Annotated in this window: 6 protein-coding genes; 3 read left to right on the forward strand and 3 right to left on the reverse strand. The window is 40.4% G+C overall.

Features of this window, described 5'->3' with window-relative positions; all coding sequences use genetic code 11:
- Positions 1–88: 88 nt before the first annotated feature.
- The 3 genes from LYNGBM3L_RS11565 to LYNGBM3L_RS11575 form a co-directional block, all read right to left on the reverse strand.
- Positions 89–277, reverse strand: coding sequence for a hypothetical protein (locus LYNGBM3L_RS11565; protein WP_044492776.1), 189 nt, complete (start codon positions 275–277; stop codon positions 89–91).
- Positions 278–490: 213 nt separating this feature from the next.
- Positions 491–1075 (reverse strand): hypothetical protein, encoded by a 585-nt coding sequence (locus LYNGBM3L_RS11570; RefSeq protein WP_008182806.1) that lies wholly within the window; start codon positions 1073–1075, stop codon positions 491–493.
- Entirely contained in the window at positions 1072–1266 is a 195-nt protein-coding gene (locus tag LYNGBM3L_RS11575) for a hypothetical protein (RefSeq protein ID WP_154659754.1), read from the reverse strand. The genes LYNGBM3L_RS11570 and LYNGBM3L_RS11575 overlap by 4 nt, the downstream gene beginning before the upstream one ends.
- A 135-nt stretch (positions 1267–1401) precedes the next feature.
- Here LYNGBM3L_RS11575 and LYNGBM3L_RS43300 point away from each other — a divergent pair, with 135 nt between their 5' ends.
- The 3 genes from LYNGBM3L_RS43300 to LYNGBM3L_RS11585 all read left to right on the forward strand — a co-directional run bounded on the left by LYNGBM3L_RS43300 (position 1402) and on the right by LYNGBM3L_RS11585 (position 3191).
- Entirely contained in the window at positions 1402–1554 is a 153-nt protein-coding gene (locus LYNGBM3L_RS43300) for a hypothetical protein (protein WP_154659755.1), read from the forward strand.
- Positions 1551–2276: an Rpn family recombination-promoting nuclease/putative transposase gene (locus LYNGBM3L_RS11580; protein ID WP_008182808.1), complete on the forward strand. Its 726-nt coding sequence runs from the start codon at positions 1551–1553 to the stop codon at positions 2274–2276. The genes LYNGBM3L_RS43300 and LYNGBM3L_RS11580 overlap by 4 nt, the downstream gene beginning before the upstream one ends.
- Before the next feature lie 87 nt (positions 2277–2363).
- Complete coding sequence (locus LYNGBM3L_RS11585; protein ID WP_008182810.1) at positions 2364–3191, forward strand: Rpn family recombination-promoting nuclease/putative transposase; 828 nt, start codon at positions 2364–2366, stop codon at positions 3189–3191.
- The last annotated feature ends 271 nt before the right edge of the window (positions 3192–3462 follow it).

A 3462-nucleotide genomic window follows, 5' to 3' on the forward strand; every position in this document is an offset into this window, starting at 1 on the left:
TGATTATAATTTTATTTGTCAAGGTTTTTTAAACTTTTTTTTGGAAGTTTTAGAGAGAATAAAAAAAAGCGATCGCGTCAGCTATCAGCTATAGCAAAGGTAATGGGTAATAGGTAATAGGTAATAGGTGATGGGTGATGGGTGATAGGTGATAGGTAATAGGTAATGGGTAATAGGTAATAGGTAATAGGTGATGGGTGATGGGTGATGGGTGATGGGTGATAGGTAATAGGTAATAGGTAATAGGTAATAGGTAATAGGGAACAATAATTCTCACAATTCCTACACGGATTGCTAGATCAGCTATCAGCTAATGCGGTACTTGAGGTGCTACTTGAGGTGCTATCAGCTATCAGCGCTTTTCATAACTATTAGGTACACAGAATTTTTTCCCGATTCCCTATTACCCATTACCCATTACTCATTACCCATTACCTATTACCCATTACTCATTACCTATTACCCATTACCTATTACCCATTACCTTGTTTTAAGCTGACCGCTGACTGCTTACACTTTGATTAATTTCAATTTCCTCAATCGGACGCCCAATTTCTGTGATAGTTTTGCTAAAGTTGACTTGACCTATAACTTGCCATTTTAGTTTAAGTTTAGGGGTATTATTAAGATAATCATAGCTACCTTCAAGGATAGTAATTTGGCTAATCGTGTGAGTTGTAGCTGTTTGTTGGGCTTGATAATTGTTAGCCGTTGATAAATTATAAGTTTCGATGATTTCTTTGTAGTTAGTTAAAATAATACCTGTAGCTAAGGAAGCTAATTTTTCTAAGTTAGTTAGGTCAGCGTCACAGATATCGATGAAAAACTCTTGTTTAAATTCCCTGGATGTAGTAATTATGGTGGGGTTTTGTTGCTCCGGATGTAACTGTTGTGGATGGGTTGCTCTAAATGTTGAGGCAATTTCCCATTTACCAGGATAGATGCTGATGTGTGGTAATTTTGTTGGTGATTCGGTAATGGGGGCAACAACAATTTCTATTTGACCTTGGGAGATGTCGTCAGTTAGTTCTTTCTGAAGCTGCTGGCTGATTTGGGATAGTAAGTTTTGAATCATTTTTTTTTAGGTAATAGATTATGGGTAATAGGTAATAGGTAATAGGGAATGGGTAATGGGTTATAGGTAATGGGTAATAGGTAATAGGTAGTGGGTAATAGGTAGTGGGTAATAGGTAATAGGTAATAGGTAGTGGGGAATGGGTAATAGGTAATAGGTAATAGGTAATGGGTAAGACGTTTATTTCCCACATTCGGCAGGTTGGCAGTGCTGCTAGGGAATTTTATTAAAGAGGCTGGGATGCTTGTAATATAGGCATTGTAAAATTTTTTGACCTTGCAGCAAGCCCCAGCTTAAGCCCTTGCCGATTCTACTATTGAGTAGTATTGAGAGGCAATAGGCTACTCAAAGGTTTATCGAAGCGATTGACCTTTGGTCACGCTAAGCGAGTCACGCGAAGTTTCCGCGCTTGTGCGATTGACCTACGGTCACGCTACGCGATCGCTTGTGTACCCAAATCCGGGTTAGCTGTCCGTTGATCTCAAAAAAGCAGGGCAGCTTCAGAGCTTCGGAAAGAAATCTTGTATTCCCCATTCCCCATTACCTATTACCCATTACCTATTACCTATTCCCCATTACCTATTACCTATTACCCATTACCTATTACCTATTACCTATTACCTATTACCTATTACCTATTACCTATTCCCCATTACCTATTACCTATTACCTATTACCTATTACCTATTACCTATCTCCAAGGGTATCTCGGATTTATCTCGATGAATTAGCCGAGACCCCTGCACCATCAGTAGGTATAGCTACAGTACAGCTAATTGTAACCGAGGAAGATTCTGCAATCTCACTTGCTCAAGACTTGATTCAACGAACCACTGAGGAGGTAGACAATGAACGACAAAAGCGAGAACTTCTACAATTAATAGAGACCATACTGGTGTATAAGTTACCACTACTCAGTCGTAGGGAGATCGAAGCCATGTTTAGCTTAAGTGATTTACGGCAAACCAAAGTTTATCAGGAGGCTTTAGCCGAAGGCATACAAGCAGGTAAACTTGAAGGTATACAAGAAGGGAGACTTGAAGGTATACAAGCAGGTAGACTTGAAGGTAAAATTCAAGGCAAATTAGAGTCTATACCTCGGTTGTTAGCTTTGGGGTTAACCGTAGAACAAGTTGCCCAAGCTTTAGAATTAGAGGTTGAACAAGTTACAAAGGTGATCCAGCAGTCTTCTGATAGTTGATATATTTAGGTAATAGGTAATGGGTAATAGGTAATGGCGGGTTACCCATTACCATTACTATAGGTATAGTTAAATAATGACATTAATGTGAAAACCGACACCATATTCTATCGCCTGTTCCAATCGTTTCCCAGCATCTTCTTTGAATTAATTAACCATTCCCCTACAGAAGCACAAGCTTATCAATTCGCCTCTGTGGAAGTTAAACAACTAGCTTTTAGAATTGATGGAGTATTCCTGCCGACAACTACCACAGCCCAATCACCGATTTATTTTGTAGAAGTCCAATTTCAGAGGGACTCTGAATTTTACTCCCGCTTTTTTACCGAAATTTTCATATACTTAAACAAAAACAAAATCAGCAATGATTGGCGTGGTGTGGTGATTTACCCGAGCCGCAATGTGGATAAAGGAGCAACTCAACAATATCTTGAATTACTCGATTCTCCAAGGGTATCTCGGATTTATCTCGATGAATTAGCCGAGACCCCTGCACCATCGGTGGGTATCGCTACAGTACAGCTAATTGTAACCGAGGAAGATACTGCCATCGCACTTGCTCAAGACTTGATTCAACGAACCACTGAGGAGGTAGACAATGAACGACAAAAGCGAGAACTTCTACAATTAATAGAGACCATACTGGTGTATAAGTTACCACTACTCAGTCGTAGGGAGATCGAAGCCATGTTTAGCTTAAGTGATTTACGGCAAACCAAAGTTTATCAGGAGGCAAAAGCAGAAGGCAGACTTGAAGGCATACAAGAAGGCATACAAGAAGGTGAAATTCAAGGCAAATTAAAGTCTATACCTCGGTTGTTAGCGTTGGGGTTAACCGTAGAACAAGTTGCCCAAGCTTTAGAATTAGAGGTTGAACAAGTTACACAGGTGGTTCAGCAGTCAACGGATCCCTGATACAACAAGCATACCATAGTTAGGTAATAGGTAGTGGGTAATAGGTAATAGGTTATGGGAGTTAGGCAGCAGTTTTTGAGGTCTGATTCTGTCTGATTTGACTAACAACCGCCTCTAGTAAGTAGGGTGGGCATTGCTCAGGTGAATTCCGGCAGGATTTGGGGTGGGAAACCGGCAATGCCCACCCTCCAAAATACTTGCTATTACCCATTACTTAATTCTACTTGGCGGTGCGTTACGGTGCGGGCTATCCCAACATTGGCGCTCGGTG

Source organism: Moorena producens 3L (assembly GCF_000211815.1).
GTDB lineage: Bacteria > Cyanobacteriota > Cyanobacteriia > Cyanobacteriales > Coleofasciculaceae > Moorena > Moorena producens.

Bases quoted from the DNA above. Each gene is read 5' to 3' on its own strand.
- LYNGBM3L_RS11570 (WP_008182806.1), bottom strand. From the start codon at position 1,075: ATGATTCAAAACTTACTATCCCAAATCAGCCAGCAGCTTCAGAAAGAA.